17 protein-coding genes, 1 pseudogene and 1 riboswitch are annotated in these 19780 nt (G+C 68.0%); of the genes and pseudogenes, 7 read left to right on the top strand and 11 right to left on the bottom strand.

Annotated elements, in window-relative coordinates:
- Positions 1 to 129: 129 nt before the first annotated feature.
- Positions 130 to 1884 carry a DUF5691 domain-containing protein gene (locus OHA64_RS29580; RefSeq protein WP_405618108.1) on the top strand — a complete coding sequence of 585 codons (1755 nt, stop codon included), beginning with the start codon at positions 130 to 132 and terminating at the stop codon, positions 1882 to 1884.
- Here the strand turns inward: OHA64_RS29580 and OHA64_RS29575 are convergent.
- A complete protein-coding gene (locus OHA64_RS29575; RefSeq protein WP_405624160.1) occupies positions 1881 to 2297 on the bottom strand; it encodes a cobalamin B12-binding domain-containing protein in 417 nt (138 codons plus the stop codon). The two genes, OHA64_RS29580 and OHA64_RS29575, sit on opposite strands and share 4 nt — an antisense overlap.
- Before the next feature lie 425 nt (positions 2298 to 2722).
- Between OHA64_RS29575 and OHA64_RS29570 the strand changes: the two genes are divergently transcribed.
- Together OHA64_RS29570 and OHA64_RS29565 are read left to right on the top strand one after the other, a co-directional pair.
- The gene (locus OHA64_RS29570) at positions 2723 to 3589 is read left to right on the top strand and encodes a lipase family alpha/beta hydrolase (protein ID WP_405618106.1); all 867 of its coding nucleotides are present in this window, start codon (positions 2723 to 2725) and stop codon (positions 3587 to 3589) included.
- A gap of 252 nt (positions 3590 to 3841) precedes the next feature.
- A complete protein-coding gene (locus tag OHA64_RS29565; protein ID WP_405618104.1) occupies positions 3842 to 5431 on the top strand; it encodes a M23 family metallopeptidase in 1590 nt (529 codons plus the stop codon).
- A gap of 82 nt (positions 5432 to 5513) precedes the next feature.
- Here OHA64_RS29565 and pcrA read toward each other — a convergent pair whose 3' ends face one another.
- Positions 5514 to 8000 (bottom strand): DNA helicase PcrA, encoded by a 2487-nt coding sequence (gene pcrA, locus OHA64_RS29560; RefSeq protein ID WP_405618102.1) that lies wholly within the window; start codon positions 7998 to 8000, stop codon positions 5514 to 5516.
- A 403-nt stretch (positions 8001 to 8403) separates the two neighbouring features.
- A riboswitch (cyclic di-AMP (ydaO/yuaA leader) is annotated at positions 8404 to 8572 on the top strand.
- Positions 8573 to 8579: 7 nt separating this feature from the next.
- Between pcrA and OHA64_RS29555 the strand changes: the two genes are divergently transcribed.
- Complete coding sequence (locus OHA64_RS29555) at positions 8580 to 9764, top strand: NlpC/P60 family protein (protein ID WP_405618100.1); 1185 nt, start codon at positions 8580 to 8582, stop codon at positions 9762 to 9764.
- 132 nt (positions 9765 to 9896) lie between these two features.
- Here the strand turns inward: OHA64_RS29555 and OHA64_RS29550 are convergent, their stop codons facing one another.
- Positions 9897 to 10250: a hypothetical protein gene (locus OHA64_RS29550; RefSeq protein WP_405618098.1), complete on the bottom strand. Its 354-nt coding sequence runs from the start codon at positions 10248 to 10250 to the stop codon at positions 9897 to 9899.
- Positions 10251 to 10717: 467 nt separating this feature from the next.
- Between OHA64_RS29550 and OHA64_RS29545 the strand changes: the two genes are divergently transcribed.
- Positions 10718 to 11788: an NlpC/P60 family protein gene (locus OHA64_RS29545; RefSeq protein ID WP_405618096.1), complete on the top strand. Its 1071-nt coding sequence runs from the start codon at positions 10718 to 10720 to the stop codon at positions 11786 to 11788.
- Positions 11789 to 12017: 229 nt separating this feature from the next.
- Here OHA64_RS29545 and OHA64_RS29540 read toward each other — a convergent pair.
- The 7 genes and pseudogenes from OHA64_RS29540 to OHA64_RS29510 all read right to left on the bottom strand — a co-directional run.
- A pseudogene (locus OHA64_RS29540) lies at positions 12018 to 12205 on the bottom strand (site-specific integrase); the annotation flags it as partial.
- Positions 12206 to 12234: 29 nt separating this feature from the next.
- Positions 12235 to 13281, bottom strand: a complete 1047-nt coding sequence (locus OHA64_RS29535; RefSeq protein ID WP_405618094.1) for a hypothetical protein — start codon at positions 13279 to 13281, stop codon at positions 12235 to 12237.
- Positions 13282 to 14507: 1226 nt separating this feature from the next.
- Complete coding sequence (locus OHA64_RS29530; protein ID WP_405618093.1) at positions 14508 to 14978, bottom strand: hypothetical protein; 471 nt, start codon at positions 14976 to 14978, stop codon at positions 14508 to 14510.
- Between the two features lie 73 nt (positions 14979 to 15051).
- On the bottom strand, positions 15052 to 15336 hold the full coding sequence (locus OHA64_RS29525) for a ribbon-helix-helix protein, CopG family (protein WP_405618091.1): 285 nt from the start codon (positions 15334 to 15336) through the stop codon (positions 15052 to 15054).
- An 88-nt stretch (positions 15337 to 15424) separates the two neighbouring features.
- Positions 15425 to 16357 (bottom strand): hypothetical protein, encoded by a 933-nt coding sequence (locus OHA64_RS29520; RefSeq protein ID WP_405618089.1) that lies wholly within the window; start codon positions 16355 to 16357, stop codon positions 15425 to 15427.
- 270 nt (positions 16358 to 16627) lie between these two features.
- The gene (locus OHA64_RS29515) at positions 16628 to 16816 is read right to left on the bottom strand and encodes a DUF397 domain-containing protein (RefSeq protein ID WP_405618087.1); all 189 of its coding nucleotides are present in this window, start codon (positions 16814 to 16816) and stop codon (positions 16628 to 16630) included.
- 2 nt (positions 16817 to 16818) lie between these two features.
- Entirely contained in the window at positions 16819 to 17631 is an 813-nt protein-coding gene (locus OHA64_RS29510) for a helix-turn-helix domain-containing protein (RefSeq protein ID WP_405618085.1), read from the bottom strand.
- Between the two features lie 135 nt (positions 17632 to 17766).
- Here OHA64_RS29510 and OHA64_RS29505 point away from each other — a divergent pair, with 135 nt between their 5' ends.
- Positions 17767 to 18228 (top strand): ATP-binding protein, encoded by a 462-nt coding sequence (locus OHA64_RS29505; protein WP_405618083.1) that lies wholly within the window; start codon positions 17767 to 17769, stop codon positions 18226 to 18228.
- A gap of 52 nt (positions 18229 to 18280) precedes the next feature.
- Here the strand turns inward: OHA64_RS29505 and OHA64_RS29500 are convergent, their stop codons facing one another.
- Complete coding sequence (locus OHA64_RS29500; protein ID WP_405618081.1) at positions 18281 to 18787, bottom strand: CGNR zinc finger domain-containing protein; 507 nt, start codon at positions 18785 to 18787, stop codon at positions 18281 to 18283.
- Between the two features lie 109 nt (positions 18788 to 18896).
- On the opposite strand from OHA64_RS29500, the gene OHA64_RS29495 reads away from it, so the two are divergent.
- Entirely contained in the window at positions 18897 to 19772 is an 876-nt protein-coding gene (locus OHA64_RS29495; protein WP_405618079.1) for an alpha/beta fold hydrolase, read from the top strand.
- Positions 19773 to 19780: the final 8 nt, after the last annotated feature.

The following is a 19780-nucleotide window of genomic DNA, read 5'->3' as shown; positions in this document are numbered from 1 at the left end:
CTCACTGGCCCGCCCGGTGCCCCGATCTGCCACGCATGGCTCGGGGCTTACCGGACACCCGCACCAGGTGACCCTTCAACCACTCCCGGGGCTCCACGGCGATCCACGGAGTGGAACGGAAAGGAACACATGACCAGGACCTCCGCTCCTGCGGACGCGCCCGCCCCGGGCGGATGGGAAGAGCTCGTCACGGCTGCCCTGCTCGGGACGGAGCGGCGCACGCCACCGGGCTGCCCGCCCGGCCGGGAGGCACCGCGCGCCCTGCTGGACGCGGCGGCCGCGGAAACCGTACGGCGACGTGCCGGCCTGCGGCCGGGGCGGGCGGCTCCGCTGCCGGAACCGGTGGGCGATGATCCGCGTCCGCCGCTGCCGGCCGCGGCGACGCGCAGACTGGCGATGCTGCTGGCCGACCGCCCCGGCACGGGCGGAGGGGGCCGCCGGGGCACCGCACCGGACCTGATGGAGCTGCTGCCGCAGTGGCTCGCGACGGCCAACGCCCGCGGTTTCTCCGCTCCCCCCGAGCAGTTGCCGGCCCTGCTGGACGCGGCGCGGGGGCGCACCGACCTGCGGCCTTCAGCGCTGACGCTCGCGGGACCGCGTGCTCTGTGGCTCGCCAGGCTGAACCCCGACTGGCGGTTCGCCCTGCGGGCGGCCCCGGGCGGGGGCACCACACTGCCGCGCCCGGAGGACACCGAGAAGATCCGACAGCTGTGGCAGGAGGGGCTGTTCGCCGAGCGGGTCGCCCTGCTCTCCGCGATCCGTACCCGAGAGCCGGCCGCCGCGCGCGAACTGCTCACGACGACCTGGGCGACGGAACGGGCCGAGGACCGGCTGATGTTCCTCGACTCCCTGCGCACCCGTCTCGCGGCGGACGACGAGTCGTTCCTGGAGCAGGCCCTGACCGACCGCAGCCGCAACGTACGGGCGACGGCGGCGGAGTTGTTGTCGGCGCTGCCCGGCTCGGCGCTCGCCGCGCGGATGGCGGTACGGGCCGGGGCCTGCGTGGCCGTCGACCACACCGGGGACACACCGACCCTTTCGGTCGAGGCGCCGCACGAGTGCGACCCGGGCATGGAGTCCGACGGAGTCGTTCCCAAGCCTCCCGCGGGGCGTGGAGAACGGTCGTGGTGGTTGGCCCAGTTGGTGGAGGCGGCACCGCTCGGAACCTGGCCGGGGCGGCTCGGCGGCCGTACGCCCCAGGAGATCGTGGCGCTTCCGGTGGCGGACGACTGGCAGGGCGAACTGCACGCGGCCTGGTACCGGGCGGCGGTGCGGCAGCGGGACGCCGAGTGGGCGCGGGCCCTGCTCGGGGCGCCCGCGGCCCCCGAGGCCGGCGGCCCCGGGGCGGTGTCCCTGGCCGAGCGGGCCAAGCTGCTCGGCACGCTGGGCGCCGCCGAACGGGCCGACTGGGTGGCCGGGTTCATCGCGGCCCATGGTCTGTCCGAGGCGTTCCAGTTGCTCGGTGTGTGCGCGGTGCCGTGGACCGCGCCGCTCGGCCGGGCGGTGGTCGACGCGCTCAACATCGCACGGGATGCGGGGAGTTACCCATGGAGCTTCAGCGGAGTGATGGGGCTGGCGGAGCGCTGCCTCGATCCCTCCGAGGCGAGCCGCCTCGACGGGTTGCTGGCGGTGCCGGACGAGACGGAGAACGCGAGTCCGGGGGCCGGAGGGTACTGGGCGGAGGCGTTCCAGCGCCTGGTCACGACGTTGCGGCTGCGGGCGGCGATGCAAGAGGAACTAGGGGTGGTACGGCCACCCGACGCGTCCGGCGATCGACAGCCGGGCGGACCGGAGCGGTCGGGCAACCTGGAGGCCGGACCTCTGGAGGCAGGCCCCCTGGGGACCGCTGCCTCCGCTCACCCGCGCGGACCGACGACCCCCTAGGCCTGCGCGGACTGCTGAGCGTTCGCGCGCACCCAGTCCACGATCGACGCCGTCGTCGCGCCCGGGGTGAAGATCTCCGCGACGCCCTTCTCCTTCAGGGGAGCGATGTCCGCCTCGGGGATGATCCCGCCGCCGAAGACCAGGATGTCCTCCGCGTCCCGCTCCTTGAGCAGGTCGATCACCGCGGCGAAGAGCGTGTTGTGCGCCCCGGACAGGATGGACAGTCCGATGGCGTCGGCGTCCTCCTGGATCGCGGTGTCGACGATCTGCTCGGGCGTCTGGTGGAGCCCGGTGTAGATGACCTCCATACCGGCGTCGCGCAGAGCCCGCGCGATCACCTTGGCCCCGCGATCATGGCCGTCGAGCCCCGGCTTGGCCACCACCACGCGGATCGGACCGGCTGCCACACCCATCACTGCCTCCATGAAGCGACTCCATCAATCCGTACCGAATCATCCATCCATACCGACAAGTACCGCACCAGCCCGAAAAGTGAACGCGCGTTATCGCCGGCATCCCGTACCCGGCAGTTTCGCGAAGGTCACCGAAGGGGAAATCACACAATGGGACACGTTCGGGAGCCGCAACGAGGTCGCCTCACCGCCGCGCCGCAGACCGCGCGCCGCGGCGGTGAGGCGTATCGACGAGGGCGCGAAGGGCACGCAGGGCAGGAACGGCACGACAGCGGGGAGCCTCGTCGCCACACCGGCAAGGAGCCTCACCGAGTCATCGGCCGGACCCGCCCCGCTCGCGCCCCGTCGACGACCTCCGCCACGTCTCCCCACAAGGGCACACGGGGGACGGAGCAGTCCTTCCGCGCGCCGACAGGAGGTCGGCCATGAAGGTCACCAGGGAAGCACTGACCCTTCTTCCGCTCCAGCGCCTGCTTCCGAGCAGACTGGCGACCCTCTCCCTGACCTTCCTGAAGGCGACCGCCCTGGAGATCGCGATCCTCGCGGGCCACCTCCTCCTCTACCCCTCCGGCATCACACAGGAGCGCCGCGCCACCGTGCCCCGCATCCCCGCCCCGTCGGACGGCACGGCCCAGCTGCCCAGGGAAGCCAAGCCGCCGGTCGTGCTGCTGCACGGCTTCATCGACAACCGCTCGGTGTTCGTCCTGCTGCGCCGCAGCCTCGCCCAGCACGGCAGGCAGCAGATCGAGTCGCTCAACTACTCGCCGCTGACCTGCGACATACGTACCGCGGCGGCGCTGCTCGGGCGGCACATAGAGGAGATCTGTGAGCGCACGGGCAGTCAGCAGGTCGATGTCGTCGGGCACAGCCTGGGCGGTCTGATCGCGCGCTACTACGTGCAACGCCTGGGCGGTGACGCCCGGGTGCGCACCCTCGTGACGCTCGGCACCCCGCACTCCGGCACCCGGGTGGTACCGCTGGCGAACGCCCACCCGATCGTGCGCCAGATGCGCCCCGGCTCCGAACTGCTCGAAGAGCTGACCCAACCCTGCCCCGGCTGCCGGACGCACTTCGTCAGCTTCTGGAGCGACCTGGACCATGTGATGGACCCGCTGGAGACAGCCTGTGTCGACCACCCCGACCTGACCGCGGACAACGTGCGGGTGACCGGCATCGGGCATCTGGCACTGCCCGTGCACCCCGCCGTCGCGGCCGGGATACGGCAGGTTCTCGACGCGGCGCGCCCGGGCGAGAAGACCGCCGCGCGCGCCGGCGGACTGACGGTCGCGTAACCCGGCGCGGAGCGACGACCACGACTGCCCCAACCGCCCCACACAGCAGAAGAACAGCCATCCGACAGCACTTCAACGTCGAACGCTCTTCGAACACAGGGCCAAACCCTCGTCCGCAGTCCCCCGAAACACGGCCGATTGCCCGTTTCCTGCGCGCGGGAAACCTGCCGAAGATTGTCGTGCCCGCGTACCGCCGGGTACAGTCGCCGCACTGCTCTGGCAGCCCCTGTTGTCGAGGCGAAAGAGAAGTTGGTGAACGACCGTCCCCCGTCGGGGAGCACAACCACCCCGGCTCCGGCTTCCGACGCCGCCTCCACGCACTACCCGTCCTACGGCGCCCAGGAAGCCCAGTACGGCGACTTCACCACGTACGGCGGCCATGACGCCACCCATTTCGACACCACCGGTATCGAGGCCACAGGTTTCGGCACCACCGGTATCGACGCCGGCGCCCATGCCACGACGACCTTCGAGTCCGACCCCCTCTTCGGCTGTCTTCCCGGCGACGGCACCGGCTCGTACGACACGTCGGCCTGGCCCACGGCCGGTCACCAGACCCTGAACTACGACATATACGCGGCGCAGCACCACGCCGCCTACGACACCGGCGCGTACGACACCACCGGCTGGACCGGCGAGCACCAGCAGCTCTCCGCGATCCCGTCCCAGGCCACCGGCCCCGACACCAGCGGCCAGTGGGACGCGAACGCCTGGCTCCAGCCCGACCAGTCCGGCGGCCAGGCGGACCAGACCCAGCAGTGGGAATGGGGCACGCAGGCCTTCGACACCGGGGCGTACGACGCCACGCAGTGGAACTCCGACGGCCCCCACGCCGCCACCGGCTCCGAGGAGTACGCCCCCCAGGTCGAGTCCTTCGACCAGCAGGCGACGGCGACCTTCGACCAGGTCACGTACGGCGAACAGGTGCCGGGCGACGGCGAGTTCACCGACACCGGCGAGATGGCGGACGGGTCGGGGATGCCGCCCGCGTCCGACTCCCCTCATGCCGCTCACTCCGCTCACGGGACTCTCCTCGACGACCAGGAAGAGGTCGCACCGACCCCGGCCCCGGCCCCGTCGTCCCGCGCCGCGTCTCGTGGCGGGTCCCGGTCCCGCCGCCGTATGCCCGCCAAGCGGTCCGCGCTGCTGACGGTGGCCGTCCCCTCGGCGTGTGTGATGGGTGTCGCGGGGATCGCGGCCGCCTCCGTCGGCACCCTGACCGGCGGCGACCAGGAGACGTCGACCACCGCGTCGGACGCCGCCGCCGTGAAGCCGGCCGTCGCGAACAACAAACTGGACGCCCAGCTGAAGACCCTCTCCGCCGAGGCGGACGACTTCAGCGACCGGGTCAGCCGTACGCAGGAACGTATCGACCTCAAGGCCCAGCAGGCGGCCGAGAAGAAGCAGGCGGCCGCGGAGGCCGCCCGCAAGGAGCGGCTGCGCCCCAAGTACGCGCTGCCGGTCGCGCAGCACGGGCTCAGCGCCTACTTCGGCCAGTCCGGCATCAACTGGATGTCCGTGCACACCGGCATCGACTTCCCCGTCTCCTACGGCACGACCGTGATGGCCGCGACCGACGGCACCGTGCGGACGCAGTGGAACAGCGCGTACGGCAACATGCTGATCCTGACCGCGAAGGACGGCACGGAGACGTGGTACTGCCACCTCTCCAGCTACCGGGTCTCATCCGGTACGACCGTGAAGGCCGGCGACCCGATCGCGTACTCCGGCAACTCCGGCAACTCGACCGGCCCCCACCTGCACTTCGAGGTACGGCCGGCCGGCGGCGCGGCGGTCGACCCCCTGCCGTGGCTGCGCAGCCACGGGATCAACCCGACGTAGGCACCTCGACTCCCCTGTGCCCCTGTGAGCCCCGGCCGTTGGACCGGGGCTCAGGGCATGAGAGCCGCACAGGGCCTGAGAGCTACAGCTTCTCCACCGGCGCGTACCGCAGCAGCAGTCGCTTCGGCTTCTCTTCCCCGAAGTCGACCGTCGCCTCGGCGTTGCCGCCCGTGCCCTTCACGGCCACGACCGTTCCGAGCCCGAACTGGTCGTGGGTGACCCGGTCCCCGACCGCCAGCGCCACCACCGGCTTCTCCGAGCTCCGGCGGGTGGCGAAGCCGGACGCCCCGGACGCCGACGAGCGGGAGCGGGACGACGACAGCGAGGCCGCCACCCCGGACACCGGGCCGGAGGACACCGGTGAAGTAGCACCGGTCCGCTTCCAGTCGACGTGCTGTGGCGGGATCTCCTCGAGGAAACGGGAGGGCGGGTTGTACGACGGCTGCCCCCACGCGCTCCGCAGCGACGACCGTGTCAGATACAGCCGTTCCCGCGCGCGCGTGATGCCGACGTACGCCAGGCGGCGCTCCTCCTCCAGCTCCTTGGTCTGACCGAGGGCGCGCATGTGGGGGAAGACGCCGTCCTCCATGCCGGTCAGGAACACGACCGGGAACTCCAGGCCCTTGGCGGTGTGCAGGGTCATCAGGGTGATGACTCCGGAGCCGTCCTCTTCCTCGTCGGGGATCTGGTCGGAGTCGGCGACCAGGGCCACCCGCTCCAGGAAGTCGGAGAGCGAACCGGACGCCTCCCCCTCCGCGGTCTCCTGTTCGAACTCCAGGGCGACGGCGGCGAGTTCCTGAAGGTTCTCGATCCGGGTCTCGTCCTGGGGGTCGGTGGAGGCCTGCAACTCCGCGAGGTAGCCGGTGCGTTCGAGCACCGCCTCCAGGACGGTCGCCGGGCCCGCGCCGGAGTCGACGACGGTACGGAGGTCCTCCATCAGCGTGTTGAACCGCTTCACGGCGTTCGTGGAGCGCGCGGCCATGCCGTACGCCTCGTCGACCCGCTTCAGCGCCTGCGGGAAGCTGATCTTCTCCCGCTGGGACAGTGCGTCGATCATCGCCTCGGCGCGCTCGCCGATGCCGCGCTTGGGCACGTTCAGGACCCGCCGCAGCGGCACCGAGTCCTCCGGGTTGGCGAGGACCCGCAGGTAGGCCAGGACGTCCCGGACCTCCTTGCGCTCGTAGAAGCGGACACCGCCGACGACCTTGTAGGGCAGGCCGACACGGATGAAGATCTCTTCGAAGACACGGGACTGGGCGTTCGTCCGGTAGAAGACGGCGACATCGCCGGCCTTCGCGTCGCCCGCGTCCGTGAGGCGGTCTATCTCGTCGGCGACGAACTGCGCCTCGTCGTGCTCGGTGTCGGCGACATAGCCGGTGATGCGCGCGCCCGCGCCCGCGTTGGTCCACAGGTTCTTGGGACGGCGGGACTCGTTGCGCTCGATGACCGCGTTGGCGGCGGTGAGGATCGTCTGCGTCGAGCGGTAGTTCTGCTCGAGCAGGATCGTCGTCGCGTCCGGGTAGTCCTCCTCGAACTGGAGGATGTTGCGGATGGTCGCGCCGCGGAACGCGTAGATCGACTGGTCGGCGTCACCCACCACGCACAGTTCGGCGGGCTGGAGGTCGTACTCGCTGGGCGGTACGTCCACCGGGTGCTCGGAGGTGCCGACGAGCTCCCGGACCAGGGAGTACTGGGCGTGGTTGGTGTCCTGGTACTCGTCGACGAGGACGTGCCGGAAGCGGCGGCGGTAGTGGTCGGCGACGTCCGGGAAGGCGCGGAGCAGGTTGACCGTCGTCATGATCAGGTCGTCGAAGTCGAGGGCGTTCGCCTCGCGCAGCCGCGACTGGTACATGGCGTAGGCCTGGGCGAGGGTCTTCTCGAAGCCGTCGGTGGCCTGGGCGGCGAAGTCCTCCTCGTCGATCAGCTCGTTCTTCAGGTTCGAGATCTTGGCGCTGAAGGACTTCGGCGGGAAGCGCTTGGGGTCGAGGTCCAGGTCGCGGCAGACCAGGGCCATCAGACGCTTGGAGTCGGCGGCGTCGTAGATCGAGAAGGAGGAGGTGAAGCCCAGCTTCTTCGACTCCCGGCGCAGGATGCGGACGCACGCGCTGTGGAAGGTCATCACCCACATCGCGTTCGCGCGCGGGCCGACGAGTTGCTCGACGCGCTCCTTCATCTCGCCGGCGGCCTTGTTGGTGAAGGTGATCGCGAGGATCTGGCCCGGATGCACGTTCCGCTCGCCGAGCAGGTAGGCGATGCGGTGCGTGAGCACACGGGTCTTGCCCGAACCGGCGCCTGCCACGATGAGCAGCGGGGCACCGGCGTGCACGACGGCCTCGCGCTGGTTCTCGTTCAGCCCCTCCAGGAGCGCGGCCGGGTCCACCGCCGGGCGCGGGGCACCGTCGCGGTAGTGGGTGTCCCGGTCCGGCGGCACGTCGAACTTCCCGCCGAACAGATCGTCCGGAACGGGCTCCGGTACGTGATCGTCCTCGGGTGGCGGCGGGGGTCCCTCCTCGTGCCCGCGAGGGGCCTGGAGGTTCGCCAGGAAGCTGTCATCAAAGAGGCTGCTCATCGCACTCCGAGTCTAGGACCCCCCACTGACAGCCCGCCGCCACCCCGAGAACATCGCCGGAATCCGGCGGCGGGCCCAGACCCCGAGGGTCTTCCGGAACCGTCCACCCGGCCTCACTCACCCTTCGAGATGACGCCATCACGGTCCGCGACGGACCAGGCGGGGACGTGGACCTTGCCGTCCGGGCCGACCGAAACGGGCGGACATCGCCGAGCTCACGAAACAGAACGAGTCATTACAGATCAAGGAAAATCACCATGAACCTACTACGATCAGCCACGCTCTGACTGAAGGTCACAAAAATGTATCGGGCATATCGAACATCAACCTTCACAGCGGCCACACGAGTTGGCTACCGTGCCGGACAGGCCGTACGACCTCCACCGGCGAACCTCGCCGGGCCGCGCGGCCTCCGCCGAATCCGCAGCGCCGCCGCGCGAATGGAACCGGGGACCCACCGAACTTGGGGTGAATCGGCCCAACTCCCCCTGGGACAAGGCCGTAGGGCAACCCTTCCGCATCTCCCGCCCGAACCCGACAGCTAACTCGGTAGGCGGAACGTGGAAGGAGTCGCCTCCCTTGGCGTCGCACCGCAAGTCGCGTCCCGCTGGTACGCGCGTAGCAGGCATACGGACCCCGGCCCTCGCCACGGCGGCCCTCACCTCCGTCGCCCTGCTGTCCCAATCGGCGCAAGCCGTCCCCGCCGACGACAAACCCAGCCTCGAAGAGGTCGAACAGAAGGTCGACGACCTGTACCGCCAGGCGGAGTCGGCGACCGACAAGTACAACGCGGCCAAGGAGAAGACCGGGAAGCAGCGCAAACAAGTCGACACTCTCCTCGAAGACGTCGCCCAGCGCACCCAGAAGCTCAACGAGGCGCGGGAGGAGCTTGGTTCCTTCGCCGCCGCCCAGTACCGCACCGGTGCCTCCGCACCCGACACCGCGACCTTCCTGCTCGCGGACTCCCCGCAGGACTACTTCGACCAGACCCAGCTGATGGGCCGGCTGACCAACAGGCAGAAGGGCGCGGTCGACGAGTACGTCACCGAGCAGTCCGCGACGATGGAGAAGCGCAAGGAGGCCACCGAGAGCCTCCAGACGCTCACCGAGTCGCAGGGCGACCTGAAGACGGCCAAGGCGACCGTCCAGAAGAAACTCGCCGACGCCCGCAGCATGCTGTCGCAGCTGACCGCCGAGGAGAAGGCGCGGCTCGCCGCGATCGAGGAGAAGAAGCAGGAGGAGGCGAAGCGCAGAGCCGCCGAGCTGGCGCAGCAGCAACAGGCGGCGGAGCAGCAGGCCCGGGAGGCGGCGGCTCAGCAGCAGGACAGCGGCTCCTCGACGGGCTCCTCGTCCTCGACCGGCACTTCGACCGGTACCTCGTCCGACGCGCCCGACGCCTCGTACGCCACCAAGGCCGAGAAGGCGCTCGCCTTCGCCCGCGCCCAGATCGGCAAGCCGTACGTCTGGGGCGCCACCGGCCCCGACTCCTACGACTGCTCCGGCCTCACCCAGGCCGCCTGGAAGGCCGCCGGCGTCGACATCCCGCGCGTCACCTACGACCAGGTCAACGCCGGCACCACGGTCTCCCTCTCCGCCGCCCAGCCCGGTGACCTGGTGTTCTTCTACGACGACATCAGCCACGTCGGCATGTACATCGGCAACGGCATGATGATCCACGCTCCGAAGCCGGGCGCGTACGTCCGCGAGGAGTCGATCTACTACGACGGCGAGTCGTCGATCTACCGCGTGGTGCGACCGGCCTGACCGTTCCCGTCCGGAGGCGGGCGGTGTCGGTCCGCCGCCGCCTCCGGCGCGGGGGCTGCCCTCCTTGTGCCGCGCCCGCGCGTTGTGCCGCGGGCGCGGTCCTGTCGGCCTACGCCGCCGACCGTCCGGAGATCACGTCCACAGCACCGCGATGAAGATGTTCGCCGTGGTCAGCGCACCCACCACGCCGAACATGCTCTTGTCCACCCGCTCGTCGTCCCGCTTCACATAGACGAGGCCGAGGATCACGATCAGCAGGGCCAGCTTCACACCGATCTTGATGTTGTTGACGGGCTGGTCGTCGGCCTGGTTGAGGCCGACCAGGATCGCGCCGGTGACGAGCATCGTCAGGGCGCCGTGCAGCATCGCCGGGACGAAGCGGGCGGTGCCCCGGCCCATCGCCTTCATCTGGGTGAGGAAGCCGCCGAGCAGCGAGGCGATGCCGATGATGTGCAGGCCGACGAAGAGATGGATGAGTACGTCCATGAGGCCGGAGCCTAATCAGGGTGCGGGAGGCACCTGACACCGGCCCTCCCCGCATTCCGGCCCTCCGCACCGGATCGGATCTTGCATATATGCGGCCATAGCACCTGGCGGACATCCCGGGGCGCGCATTCCCCACCTCGGTCATCGCTCTGCGTGAAGACGACGGCACCGAAGTCGAATCACGGTCACATACGGTCACCAGCCGGTCCTCTCGCGGCACTTCCGTACATCCCGTTACCGAGCCGTCACAGTCGGGTTTAGCGTCCTTCACCAGGTGACCGACTCCCCACCGCCGCCCGGGCCAGGGGCGGCAGTCGGCCACCACCGCCGAGAAGGTCCGGCGGCGGTCCGCTCCCCCTGTGCGGGGCGCCGCCGGACGCGTCATCCGCCCCCCGGGGCGGCCGTACGTCCGCTCCGCTTGGCGTTCGTACGGATCAGGCGGTCGTACGAAAGGACGTGCAGTCCAGTTGGCAGCGCACCGCAAGCCCCGGCAACGTTCGGTCAGCGGCAACACGGCCCGCGCGGCGGCGACGATCGCCCTCGCGGGCGCGGCGACGGCGACGGGTTTCGACGGGACCGGACACGCCGAGCCCCAGCTGACGCCGGCGCAGGTCAAGGCGAAGGTGGACAGGCTGTACCAGGAGGCGGAGATCGCCACCGAGAAGTACAACGGCGTGAAGGAGAAGGCGGACACCGCGCAGCAGCGCCTCTCCACGCTGCGGGACGAAGCGGCACGCCGGACGGAGAAGCTCAACTCGGCCCGGGACTCGCTGGGTTCGATGGCCAGGGCGCAGTACCGCGACGGCGGCCTTGATCCCGCGCTGCAACTCGCGCTGTCCGACGATCCCGACCAGTACCTGGACGGGGCCGAGTTCGTCGAGCGGGCCGGCAGCAGGCAGGCCACGTCCGTCGCGAACGTGCGCGGACAGCTGCGGGAGATCGAACGGTTACGCGGGGCCGCGCGCATCGAGCTGACCTCGCTGAAGTCCCGGCAGGCGGAGCTGAAGCGGCACAAGGAGACGGTCAACGGGAAGCTGACCACGGCCCGACGGCTGCTGTCAGGACTACCCGCCGAGGAACGGGCCCGGTACGGGGCGGGCGGCGGCGGCACGGCCCGCGCCGCACGCTCCACCGGCACCGCGCGGGACCGCCTGGCGGCGACCGGGACGGCCACCTCCGACGCACCCAACTCCCGTGCGGCGGCAGCCGTCTCCTTCGCCTACTCCAAACTGGGCAGCCCCTACGTGTGGGGCGCGACCGGCCCGGCCGCATTCGACTGCTCGGGCCTCACCCTCGCCGCGTACCGCTCCGCGGGCGTGTCCCTCCCGCGCACGACCTACGCCCAGATCGGCGCAGGCCAACGCGTCTCCCGCTCCGAACTGCTCCCGGGCGACCTGGTGTTCTTCTACTCCGGCATCAGCCACGTAGGCCTGTACGTGGGCAACGGCCAGATGATCCACGCCCCGAACCCCTCAGCACCGGTACGCCTGGCCCCGATCGACCAGATGCCGTTCGCGGGGGGTACGCGGGTGGGGTGAGGGGCGGGAAGGGGGGACGCGAAGTGTGACGTGATGCGCTCGTCGCTCGTCCTCTACGTTTCTACGTCCCCTGCGTCCTCAGTCCCGCTCGACTCTCTGCTCGAGCCACAAGCGCTCTCCTAAAGCAGGTGTCGCAGGTTCGAATCCTGCCGGGGGCACCAGGCAAAAGGCCCCGGACCGATCATGGTCCGGGGGCTTTGTCATCCACTTTTGACACCAACGAGGGCGGTCACTCACGACCGGGCCTCCTCTTGAGCAGCCGATCCATGTGACTGATGGCCTCCCGCTGGGTGTCCTGGACGACGTGCGTGTACATGCTGATGCTGATCTGGCTGTGGCCAAGGATCTCCATCACGACGCGGGGAGCACCCCGGCAGCAGTGGGATGCGTGGCGCCCCCGTGCCGGGCATCGTGCAGCTCTGGTTTGTGGCCGGTCAGTGCATTTCTCAAGGCGCGTCAGATTTTTTCCTTGAGACCTTCTGAAACTCGCGTTCGGCTCCACGTACGTTATTTAGAACATCCTTACCTTGTCGGTCTACCAGCCGCGTGACGCTCTCTTGCAGTATGCCAAATAGGATCGCCCAAGCCACAATCTGCGGCGCGCTATCCAGATTAGAAAGGCCTGGAATAAACCCTCCATGTATCAGAACAAGGCCCATCAGGGCAGCCAAGGCCCCTACCGGGATCCGGAGCAGCACTAGCATCAAGGGGACCGAATATGGAGTCGACGTCCCCTGAATCCCTTTCAGGGAGACTGCCGCCGCGAAGGCCGCTGCGGCTGAACCAAAGGCCATTACGATCAGCATATCCTGACCGGTTTCCGTGCTGCCAATCGGGCAAACTTGAGGTTTGGTTGGGTCCGGAGTGAAGCAAATATTTGACACGATCGACGATGGAGACAAAAACGCCCAAAGAATGAACACTCCAGCAATGACCGTCGTCGCCATCACGGACACCAGTAGTATATTTCGAAAACTCCGAGCCCTCGCCCGTTCCTTTTCTTCTGCCGTCTGAGCTGCTAGCAACGTCGTGACGGCAAGTTCGCGCATCTCTTCGGTGAGCCTGTGGCCGTTGCTCCGGAGCTCCTTCTCTAGTTTGATGCGGCGAGGATCTTCTTCACCCAGATGTTGTCGGGCGTTTGCCAGGACTAGCGGCCCCAATTCGCCCAGCTCCGCCTTAGGCGTGAGGCGAAGAATCTTCGTTTCCGCTCTGTGTATATTGGCGAATGCTCGGTCTATATCTGCTCCAGAAATCATGGACCACGGATTCTTTTTGCGATCCGCCGCCTGCCGTGCAGCATTGAGATGTGTTTCAATCTTAGCCGCAATCTCTTCCTCATGCGGCGCAAGCCCCTTAGGATTTAGCGACTTAATTCGGTTGAGTTGACACTGAAGTTCTGCTATGTGTGCAACGGCACGCTGCCACCACGAGGATCTGCCGTAACCAGCCACATCGTTATCCGCATCCAGAACCGTATTACTGGCGGATGGCATGACTGCCACCTCCCGTCATTTCTGGAGATCAATCAGTGTTGCCGCGGCTGCCGCTCTTGGGCGCGCCGCTCGGCATGTTTCATGCTAAGCGCGCTGCAATACAGGTGCATCTTCAAAGCGATACAGTGCGGTCGATGATTCAAGTATTGAGAGGTGTGATCGTCGAAGTATCAATCACTTCCCGGGAATTAAAATGCAGAGACTCAGAGCGGCGCGGTTTCTCAAGCTGAGAGCTCCAGATGTGCAACACCTCACCTCGTCATGGGCCAGCCGTCACGTCCGGCTCTGGCCAATGACACAAGGTAGTGTGGTTGAGGCCGGTCGGGTGGGGCGAGACATTCGCGCGCCTCATCTGTCGATGCACCCAACATCGTGACTGACTTTCATCGGCTGAGGGTCGTGCCACAACCGTGCCAGATGCTGAGGTCAGCCACGGTCAACGGCAGTAACTTGCGATCGAGTTACCGACGGCTCCACCAGACATCGAATCTGCGGGTCACCGGCATGACAGCCCAGCCTCTCTCTTAAAGCGGTGCTTGGGCGACGGCACTGGCAACGTGGTTGAGGCCGGTGGGGGGGCGCAGCGAGGCATACGCGAGCCTGGTCGGTTGGCGCACCCGCCATCGTGGCTGGCTGTCGGCGGTTGAGGTTCGTGCCACAACCGTGCCAGATGCAAGGGCCAGCCACGGCCAACACCGGTGTTCCAACGAGTACCCGCCCGCTGCCTCACCTGGTAAAGCCGCAGTTCAGGAGCGAGATCACCCTGTTCCTCTCCTGAAGTGGATGTCCAACGCGCTCGCGGGAATGGAGGCGTCCGCATATCCCGCTGGGAGCTGGGACGAGCAAGGCTGTCGGAGCACCCAGAGGCCTCATCGGCTGGCGGGCGTCGCCGCCACCTACCCAAGGGCTCGACAAAGTGCTGTACTGCAGACATGGGGGATTTATGGGAAGCCGTCAGTGCCGTTAGTTCCGCAATCGGAACCGTTTTCATCGTAACTGCCTCGTTTTTCGCGTACTCGCAGATCAAGGAAGCACGCCTTTCAAGGCATGTGCAACTTCTCATCTCCTTCCAGGAGAAGTATCACTCGCAAGCAGCGCGCCACTTTCGGCGTCGCCTCATAAGCGGCGAGTTCGGATCGCCTGAGCAATTTGATCCGGCCGGTATGAGTGCCGAAGATTTCCACTCCTTCTGGCAGCTTCACGATCAGCTCGAAATGCTGGGAGTCCTAGTCGAGCAAAGGCTGTTGGCTTTCGACCTCGTAGTCGCTTGCTTCCACCGCTCCCCGCCGCAGGTCTGGGCAGCCATCGAGCCTTACATCGTGGACCGGCGCACTCACGCTTCTCCCCTTGAAGGGGTCCATTTCGAACGGTTGGTTCAGCGCTACCACAACTCTCCCGTCCTTGGAGCCGAGTACTGGGAACGTCAGGACGTCCTGTAAGTAACCGAGTTGCGCGTCAGTTCCACACCACTGCGTGCCATCTGCAATGCTGAACAGCGGCCATGTACGGCAGCCCAGCACGAAGAGCGTGGTCGCGATACGCCCCGTGGTGTCGGCGACGATCCGGTCGACCGAGGCCACCTCCACGGCGGGGAGTTGAGCCAGGTGAACCGCAATACCGGGGCGACTCCTCGTTGCCTTGGCCATGCTGAGAGCTGGAACCGCCACCATGTACAGCGGGTCCTCGTGCGCTGCCACGATGAATCCGGACAGCACGCGATGCCCGCGCCCGAGGGCTAGCAGACCGAGATGGTCCAGGAGACGCCGTCACTCACGCCGCCGCACCCTTGCGGCGGGCGTCGGTGCGGGCCTTGCTCGCGGCCAGCATGCCGCGCGCCTCGACGAGTTCCTCGTCCGTCAACGCCTTGCCGCCGAGCAGCGTTTCCTCGACATGCTCCCGTGCCTGTTCGGCTCGCCGTCGGCGTTCGACACGGCTTCTCAGGGTCTCGTTGATCACGGCTGAGATCGAAGCCGCCTCGCCCGCGTCGACGAGCCGCTGCAGCTCTTCGAGCACGTCCGGGTCGAGAGTGACGGAGATGGGCTTCTTGGCTGTCAAGGCGCGAGGGCATCGCATGGCCATGCGAGAGACTCCTGTTGTCCTATTGAGGGCGATGGACAGGTTGTGGGCCGCGCGCGGAAACGGCTCACGCGCGCAGCGGCATGCGCATCGCCCCGCGCACCTGTGCGGCTCGGACATGTACCGCCGTCGGGCGTAGTGCCCGCGGTGCTTCGGCCGTGGTGGCGCCGCGGCAGGCTCGGCAGAGGCCTCCGGGCAGGGCCTCCGGGCGGCCGGGAACGCGGCACTCGGTGCACTCCATGATGAGGCGTGCGCGGGGACAAGGGCGTTCCTCCCGGGCGGGCGGCTCAGGCGGCATCTTGTCGACGAGCCGCCGCCCGACGAAAGCACGCGGCGAGTGCACGCGGTCCGGAAGTCCCGCAGCGAGAACCTGCACCAAGTGGTCCGGCACCACACCACGGGTGAGCCATTCGGCAGCCAGTTGTTCGAGGGAGGTGCAGTCGGCGGAGGACAGAGCCAGACGCGGGTCCTGAAGGCCGAGTCGAGCAAGGGCGTCGTACGCGGCGGAGTTGGCGGCGGGGGCGTGGTCGCTGTCGGACCGATGTGACACGGAGTGCGGTGGTGCGTCGCCGGTGGCAGCCTGGGGCGCGGGCGCAGGCGCCGCTTCGGCGAGCGCATCGGACGTCACGTCACCTTCGAGGAAGCGGGCCCACCATGCGTCGCCACGTGCGGTGCGCGACCAGTAGGTGTGGAAGACCCAGCGGGTGCCTGTCGCGCCCTGTTCCGGCGGAATACGACGGCGTACGCGCCGCAGGTGGCCGGCCCTGCCGAGTTCTTTGAACCCTGAGCGGACGGCCTGCTGACCGTAGAGCGGCTGCGCCTTGGCGATGGTCTTGGCATCCATGGCCGCGTTCTCGCAGAGCTGGTCGAGGAAGCTCGCGAGGTACGCCTCTCGGGCGGGGAGATGGTCGAAGTCGCCTCGGCGCGGGGGCTTCTGGTCCGGGGCGGAGCGTTTGCCGTAACCGGGCTTGGCCATGGGATGCGCTGCGGGTGCGGGCATGGCCGCGCTAGAGTTTTCGTAAGCCACGAGATCGTCCTAAATCGCGGATCTTGGGGTGAGACCCCGGCGGGTGTTGGTAGCACCCGACCGGGGTTGTTTGTTGTCGCGAACGCTAGAGGGTCGCGACGGTGTGTCGCAAGCCGATCACGAAAAGTCATGCGCGCTGGTACGCGCGGCAGTTGAGGCTCGGGGAGGGCGGGAGGGTGGGTTGAGTCTTTCCGCCCATTCCTTGCAAAAAGGGCTCGGATCTCGACTCTCGAAGCCCGGGGCTCAGGCCTCGCGGGAGGCGTACGCGACGAAGACGGCCCAGGCGTTCGGGGGGACTTCGAAGCGGGGGCTTCGAGCTCCGAGCTTCGAGTCGCGGACGTGGATCGTGTGGGGGCAGGCGGCGACTTCGAGGCAGGCGCCGCCCTGTGAGTCGCTGTAGCTGGACTTGAACCATGTCAGCGGTTCCTTCATAGCTACTCGGCCACCTTCCTGATGAACGCTGCCGACTCCTCAACTCCGAGGGCATCCATGCGGATCATGCCATGGACCTGAGCCAGGACACTGACCTTGTCGGCGTCGGCATGCAGAACGCTTGTTTCTGGGCCCTCAACGTAAGCAAAGCGGTCGTGCTCAACTGTCTCAAGCAGAATGAACGAGCCGTTGAGCGCAAGGCCGCCGCACTTCCCGAAAGGCAGCACTTGGACGGACACGTTCCGAAGCGCACCGACCGCCAGCAGATGAAGTAACTGCCGCCGCATGACGTCTCGTCCCCCGACCTCCGTACGCAACGCAGCCTCGTAGATGACGAACCCGTACACCGTCTTGGTACGGCGGGTCAGCGCCTCCTGCCTCGCCAACCGGGCCCCAACCCGCTCCTCGACCGTCTCGTCGTCCAGCGGCGGGCAACTCTCGCTGATCAGCCCATGGGCGTATTCCTTGGTCTGCAAGAGCCCCGGAACCAGACCCAGCGAGTAGTCATGCACGGCGATCGCCTCCGCCTCGATCCCCATGTATTCCTGTGATCGTGCCGGAAACGGCTCCGGCTTCAGGAACTCATGCCCGGCCGCCAACTTCCCCCGCGCCCCGCACATTTGATCCGCGACCTGCAACAGCCTCAGCGTCGGCCGTCGCCTCCCGCACTCCATGGACTTGACGTACTCGTAGTCGTACCCGGCCTCGTCGGCCAGGGCCTGCCGGGCGACCCCCGCTTCCTCCCGCCACAACTTGATCTGCCCGCCGCAGTACCGCCAGTTCTGCTGAGCCTGCTGAGACGCCCCGGAAGTCACCGCGCGAACCCGCTTCCCGCCGCCACACCGTGTACAACCACGCTGTGTACCCGTACCGCTACTCCCGAGGCTAACCGCCAACCACCAGCCTGATCACGGCAAATGACGGAGAATCACACGCGAGGACCGAAGCGCATGCCAATGCCCGGAGACCACACCCAGCCCGCTCCGGCAGCTGGCGCCCCCAAGGACATCGAGTGGCGCCTCCCGCGTCACCCCCGCAGCGTGAGGAGAGCCCGAACCCTCCTCCAGGAACAGGCCACTTCGTGGAAGCTTCCCGACGACGTGACGGAGACGGCAGTCCTGCTGCTCAGCGAGCTGATGACGAACGCGTACCGCCACGCGAAGGTGGCTCCTGGCCGGGAGATCTGGGCCCGCTGCGCCCTGGACGACGAGCGCGTCCGCGTATGGGTGACGGACGCGAACGACACGCTTCCCGCACCCCGGAACGCGTCACCTGACGACGAGTCGGGCCGAGGTTTGGCACTGGTGGCCACGCTGGCAGACAACTGGGGCGCGGCTCCTCGCGAGCACGGCATCGGCAAAACGGTCTGGTTCGAACTCGCTTGCCGGCGCGGCGACCCACACGGCGACTAACCGTGACGCACAAACGCGAGTCCGCCCGTGCGAGCGCCGACTCGCCGGCGCTCTACTCGGGGCGTGGGGTCTCATGTGCCCGAGCCTGGTGCCGGCGGGCCTTGAGCCGGTTTCCGCAGGTCTTCATCGAGCACCACCGTGCGGTGTTGGCACGGCTGCGGTCCAAAAGGAAGAGGCGGCATTCAGGGTTCCCGCACGGCCGCAGACGGCCGGGCATGCGCTCCTTGACGTCCGCCCACGCGAGCACGAGTTCCACGGCGAGCCTGCGCTCCGGCGGCACCTCCAGTTGCCACTCGATGCCCGACGCGCTGGGCTGCGGGACCTTGCGAACGCCTGCGAGGACTCGACGCAGACGGGGCTCCGCCGACGCCCCCGACTCCACCGCCTGGAGCGCGTCCCGGGCGGTGCGCAGCCATCGGCGCTCCTCGTCGCCGCCCAGCCCCCCGCGCTCCCGCGCCCACGTGTCCACCTCATGGTCGTCACGCCACAGGTCCTGGCGTCGGCCATCTGTGACGGGGGTGCTGTTCAGCGCCTGCATCAGGGCCTGGTCGTCCAGCACGGTCCCCCACCTCCCCAGCTAACTCCATCAAGACGTTTGACAGGTTACTTCAAGGGCGGTCTACTGGACGCCACGAGGTAACCATCAAAAGACACCAAAGGGGTTAGGCATGGTTGAGGTCCGCCACCACTACGCGACAGTGCGGGGACATCGCGTCTTCTACCGCGAGGCAGGAGCCCGCGAGGCGCCCACGCTCGTACTCCTGCACGGATACCCCTCCAGTTCGCGCATGTTCCGCCATCTCATTCCGGCTCTGGCCGATCGATTCCACGTCATCGCCCCCGACCACCTCGGCTTCGGCAACTCCGATGTCCCGTCCGTGGACGCGTTCCCCTACACCTTCGACTCCCTGACCGACATCACCGAAGCCCTTCTGGCCCAGCTCGACGTCACGCGCTACGCCGTGTACGTCCAGGACTACGGCGCACCCATCGGCTGGCGGCTGGCCCTGCGCACCCCGGACGCGATCACCGCGGTGATCACACAGAACGGCAACGCCTACGAGGACGGCTTCGTACCGGAGTTCTGGAAGCCGGTGTGGGCGTACTGCGAGAACCCGGGCCCTCAGACGGAACCCGCCGTCCGTGCCGCCCTCTCCCTCGACGCCATCCGCTGGCAGTACCTGCACGGCGTGGACCGACCCGAGCTGGTCGATCCCGACACCTGGGCCGCTGACCACCACGAGGTCAGCCGGCCAGGCAACGACCTCGTGCAGCTCGCCCTGTTCCGCGACTACGCCAGCAATCCACCCCTCTACCCTCAGGTGCACGCCTACTTTCGGGAACGCCAGGTTCCTCTCCTCGCGGTCTGGGGCGCGGGCGACGAGATCTTCGGCCCGGACGGCGCACGCGCCTTCGCAAGGGACCTGCCGGACGCGGAGATTCACCTGGTCCCCGGAGGCGGACACTTCCTGCTCGAAAGCCACCTGGACACCGTGGCCGGGTATGTTCGCGGGTTCCTGACCGCCGCCGCATCACCAGCGTGACGCCCGCG

Origin of the sequence: Streptomyces sp. NBC_00076, from assembly GCF_045041235.1 — a bacterium.
GTDB lineage: Bacteria > Actinomycetota > Actinomycetes > Streptomycetales > Streptomycetaceae > Streptomyces.
Note: the sequence above shows the minus strand (reverse complement) of the source record. Positions and strands in the feature narration are given on the sequence as shown.

Excerpts from the sequence above, each read along its gene's own strand:
- OHA64_RS29580 (WP_405618108.1), top strand. The coding sequence starts at position 130 with ATGACCAGGACCTCCGCTCCTGCGGACGCGCCCGCCCCGGGCGGATGG.
- OHA64_RS29575 (WP_405624160.1), bottom strand. The coding sequence starts at position 2,297 with ATGGGTGTGGCAGCCGGTCCGATCCGCGTGGTGGTGGCCAAGCCGGGG.
- OHA64_RS29570 (WP_405618106.1), top strand. The coding sequence starts at position 2,723 with ATGAAGGTCACCAGGGAAGCACTGACCCTTCTTCCGCTCCAGCGCCTG.
- pcrA (WP_405618102.1), bottom strand. The coding sequence starts at position 8,000 with ATGAGCAGCCTCTTTGATGACAGCTTCCTGGCGAACCTCCAGGCCCCT.
- OHA64_RS29550 (WP_405618098.1), bottom strand. The coding sequence starts at position 10,250 with ATGGACGTACTCATCCATCTCTTCGTCGGCCTGCACATCATCGGCATC.
- OHA64_RS29535 (WP_405618094.1), bottom strand. The coding sequence starts at position 13,281 with ATGCCATCCGCCAGTAATACGGTTCTGGATGCGGATAACGATGTGGCT.
- OHA64_RS29520 (WP_405618089.1), bottom strand. The coding sequence starts at position 16,357 with ATGCCCGCACCCGCAGCGCATCCCATGGCCAAGCCCGGTTACGGCAAA.
- OHA64_RS29515 (WP_405618087.1), bottom strand. The coding sequence starts at position 16,816 with ATGAAGGAACCGCTGACATGGTTCAAGTCCAGCTACAGCGACTCACAG.
- OHA64_RS29505 (WP_405618083.1), top strand. The coding sequence starts at position 17,767 with ATGCCAATGCCCGGAGACCACACCCAGCCCGCTCCGGCAGCTGGCGCC.
- OHA64_RS29495 (WP_405618079.1), top strand. The coding sequence starts at position 18,897 with ATGGTTGAGGTCCGCCACCACTACGCGACAGTGCGGGGACATCGCGTC.